This is a genomic window from Paenibacillus marchantiophytorum, assembly GCF_014640555.1.
Taxonomy (GTDB): domain Bacteria; phylum Bacillota; class Bacilli; order Paenibacillales; family NBRC-103111; genus Paenibacillus_E; species Paenibacillus_E marchantiophytorum.
Window position 1 is genome coordinate 3,886 of the sequence record NZ_BMHE01000095.1, and the last position, 4,175, is coordinate 8,060.

At 45.1% G+C, this 4,175-nt stretch carries 2 protein-coding genes and 1 pseudogene; all 3 read left to right on the plus strand.

Annotated elements, in window-relative coordinates; genetic code table 11:
* Positions 1-1,147, plus strand: a pseudogene (locus IEY34_RS35580) (hypothetical protein); the annotation flags it as partial.
* Between the two features lie 45 nt (positions 1,148-1,192).
* Positions 1,193-3,241 carry a CdiA family toxin C-terminal domain-containing protein gene (locus IEY34_RS35585; RefSeq protein ID WP_189020923.1) on the plus strand — a complete coding sequence of 683 codons (2,049 nt, stop codon included), beginning with the start codon at positions 1,193-1,195 and terminating at the stop codon, positions 3,239-3,241.
* A gap of 15 nt (positions 3,242-3,256) precedes the next feature.
* Complete coding sequence (gene cdiI / locus IEY34_RS35590) at positions 3,257-3,649, plus strand: ribonuclease toxin immunity protein CdiI (protein ID WP_189020924.1); 393 nt, start codon at positions 3,257-3,259, stop codon at positions 3,647-3,649.
* The last annotated feature ends 526 nt before the right edge of the window (positions 3,650-4,175 follow it).

Here is a 4,175-nt window from a genome sequence, read left to right on the forward strand (position 1 = left end):
TACACTCGAAGCCTGGGCGATTAATACCCAAGCAGCGACCTGCCAGACCAATCTGAACGGGGATTTAATCAACTACTGCGCGATAAAGGGGATTGATGTCAACGTCGTGGGGCGCGTTTCCGATTTTCGGATAGGGGATATCGGTGATTTGCGGTACGAGTCCGTGTTTAGAACGGCACCCGGTTCGCTGAACCATACAACGAATGCTTATTATTCCGGTGGAAGAGATAAAGACGGAATACCAACGAACATGTTTGGACAAAACGCATGGCTCACGCCGATACGCCCAGGCTCCTACCCTGGACAAGTCGCCACTGTACCCCATAACGGCTACTCGTTCCAGTTTGATTTCAAAACAATCGGCAACTACTGGGATAAAGGCGAAGGGATGCGGATTGATCCCACGTTTTGGTTTGTACCGCGCAGCGGCGGCAGCAGCGTGCCTGTGGATCTCTATTATGATGCGTCAGGAGCCAGCAATAAAATGATCCGCGTCGGTTCTGTGGTAGACAAGCTGATCTACTCCCGCGTCTACCGCTTGCCGGATCCGCTGCGAAACATCAGTGACACGGATATCCAAAACGCCGCGAGCTACGAGTATACGAATATCTTAACGGCCAGCCAGCAGTCGCAAACGCCGTGGTCTAAGTTTTACACCCAGTTCTTGAGCCGCAAAATTACGACAGCTACGGGTTATGACATTGAAATTCTGCCGTACAAATCGCGGACGATTGTGGGTCCGCCAAGAGTAGTGCCGCCTGTGGTCGATCCGACCGTTGCCCTTCGCAGCGTGCAGCATTGGTATGGCGAGTATAATCTTCCCATCGCGCCGCACATTTTGCCGAAAGGGACGGATGTTCTAGCGCTTGCCAATCGCTACGGAGGCTCTTTGGACGGGCATGAATCGGAGTTTCTCACGAAGGGCTATATCGTGGTTAACTTCGGCATTTATGCGCTCAAGCATAACGATCAAGAAACAAGAGTTCTAGGCTACAATTCTCCGAATGCCAACATGTGGGCGATTGAAGGGCAGATTGCCTCCGATCAAGACTACTTGGGGCATACCTTTCAGTTCCGTTCGGGTGATATTATCTTGTTTGAATCGGACTTTTCGGTTCGTAATGATTTTCAAGGCCAAGGTCATTAGAACACGAGGGAGGATAGGTCCCCTTCCAAAGGAGGTCAGGCGTATATGGCATCGGATCAGGTACTCTTTAATGAAGACCGCATGCGAAAGCTAATGAAAGATGTGCAAGACATCGAGGATCATGCCAACTATCTTCGCAATGCGGCGAATGGATTTGTGAATCAGTTGGATGGTCAGTGGTTGTCACAGATCGGTGCAGATACCGCACAAGTCCAAGCATTAATCAATAAACTGACCAGCAAAGCCGAGGGCATGAATGGATTTTTGGACTTTACGATAAAAAAGGTCAAGGAAACCGAACAAGCCAACATCAAGGATGCCCAGGCACTAAAACAAGCAACCTCGACGGGGAAAAGCTGGTGGGAGCGATTAGCCAGCAGTTTGGGCGCAGAGGCCAAAGCCGTCGTACAAAAGATCGTCAGTGGACTCGAGCATTTGGCGAAAACGCTCACGCATACGAACCCGCTGAAGCTTCTGATCGCGCCGATTCCAACGCTACTCGTGGAAGTCGCCAAAGAATTTCAGGTACAGATCCAAACAGCCTCCATTGAAAAGCAGCTAGGCTCACTGAAACAGGATAAGACAGTGGCGCAATTGCTGGATCAACGAGCAAAGGGAACGCCAGCGGAGCAGAAATGGGCGAACGAGCGGCTTGAACAGATTAAAGAGGCCTATACAGCGCTGGGACGCAGCCAAGCGGCCTATCACATGTACGCAAAATTTGGCAATCAGGCGTATATGGTTGAAGCCACGAAAGAGATGGAGGCTGAACGCATAAAGTTAGGCCAGTTAGGCATAGCCTCCAGCTTTTATGATGAGAATGTGGATGTGAGCTCGTTCTATGCAGGCTCGGCTTTATTAGCTTGTAAGTATAATCCCGCAAAGAATGACCATTCGGAGATGCCGCAGGATAATGAACTGCGTAGTCTGATTTTGACCTCCTTGAGCAAAGGGAATGAGGGGGAGTGGGCGATCAAGAGATTGGAGCAGTTGGAGCAAGGTCCGCAGCTGCTGGCTTATGACCCCAATCAGATGATTACGTTAGAAGAATTAGCAACGGGTAAATCGAGTCGCTATTCGGAAGAACAATTACTAGCTTTGAGGAGAAGTCTTAGCCCAGAGGACCAAGCTGAACTTGCAAAAATACATGCGAAGAACTGGTTTCACGAAGGAGCAGTGCGTGCATTTTTATTTGATAATCTGATAGAACCTTATGCAAACACCATGGATTCCTTTTTTAATCATAATACGGCTGGACAATTCATCAACCGAGCTTCACAAGTAACCGCTGGTGAGACGTTTCGTGGTAAACTAGATTCAACTGGGAACCAGACTGCCGATCAAATCGCCGGTGGCCTAGGCAAAGTAATGGAGTTGTTCACGCCGGTTGCTGGTATGGAAGTGGGTCAAATATCTTTTACGGGTTTAGGTACGTTGGCCAAGCAGGCTGCAAGCAAGTTCCCCCTAATAGATAAGGGCGTAGAGCGGGTACACGGGGGAATCGGAAGTGTAGTTGAAAAGAAGGAAAAGGATGCCATTAAGCCTCGCGGGACTGAGGGGACGGGTAAAGGTAACACCCTTTCTAGCACTGTTAATATTGATAATGGAGAGTTGATTGAACATTTGGTTGATGGGCATGGCATTGGCAGGGGAAGTAAACCAAGTGTAAAAGGTGCACATAATTTGGATAGCTTCAATAAAACAATAGATGAAGAGGCAAGCAAGTATGGTTTGACTCGTTCGGATTTTATTATTGGCGATCCGAAACCACATCCCCAAATAGAAGGGATATATGAGGTTAATTATCGTATACCTTCATTGGAGACAGATTATGTGAACCGCGGACTCAAACTTAAATTAAATTCTGATGGAACTGTAGTATATAAAACAGTAATTAATCCTAAAACAGTCTATGGTCCACCTATTACTACTGATGACATCATAAAATGGGGGAAAGAAGCAATAGAGGGTGTTGAAAAAGCAGGAAAGCCTATTATAGAAGGAAGAAATATTGGAGTTGCAGAGAACGGTTTGAAATTTGAATGGCTAATAGTGGACGGTAAAATAAATTCAATTTATCCAGTGTTGGACTAGAGGAGGAAGATATAAATGAATGAAAACATACAGGTTACAGATCCACAACGGAAAGACTGGCTTATTAATCAGCTGTTTTTATCTATGGGTTTCTTTGATTTGGATACGAGGCGACCATTCAGGATGTTAGGTGAGTTTCAATATGAGTCTGGAATTAACGGATGTGGATCTGAGGAAATAGGATGTGCATTGTCAGCCTATTATACCCCAGATGAAGAATATTATATTGGAGAGCATAAAGTATCAATAAGTTATGATATAACTAATGAGGAAGTAATCATGGAAGAAGCGGAATTCTATCCTTATATAGAAAAATACAGCATGGAATATGTAGAAAGAAATCCAGATCAAAAAGAAGAAGTCATGGAATGTTTGAAAAATATCAGAAAGAGATTCAAATTAGAATGACGAACTGAGATTTCAGTTTCTGTTGCATGGCTGATGAATAGACTCACCCAGTGCCGAATGAACCTTTCATTCAACCAGTAACATACTTACCTATGTAATACCCGTGTAAAGATTTCGTCATTTCGTTTGTACGCACAATAATGCTTGACAATTATAACCTAAGCAACGCTAAAGCGTTACATAAAACAGGTCGATTATGGTCAGATACCACCATGATTAGCCTATTTTTTTACTGATAAAATTGTAATATTTTGGTGAATTTTGTCGTTGTATAGATTATAATGTAAAAGATGATATTCCATTTTTGGTAATATTTAAACCCGCATACAGACAAGCCGAGAAGGTCGATGAAATGACCTATAAAGTATCCGATGCGGCGATTACACAGTTCGTTGATACCGTTAGGGGGAAGGGCTACGTAGACGTGCGGGATTACAACCAATTCCTACGTTCGCTGGATACTTCTAATGCTGTATTCGATGTTACCTTGGAGCGCTACAAAAAGGTCATTGAACCTACCTATACG

Bases quoted from the DNA above. Each gene is read 5' to 3' on its own strand.
- IEY34_RS35585 (WP_189020923.1), top strand. From the start codon at position 1,193: ATGGCATCGGATCAGGTACTCTTTAATGAAGACCGCATGCGAAAGCTA.
- cdiI (WP_189020924.1), top strand. From the start codon at position 3,257: ATGAATGAAAACATACAGGTTACAGATCCACAACGGAAAGACTGGCTT.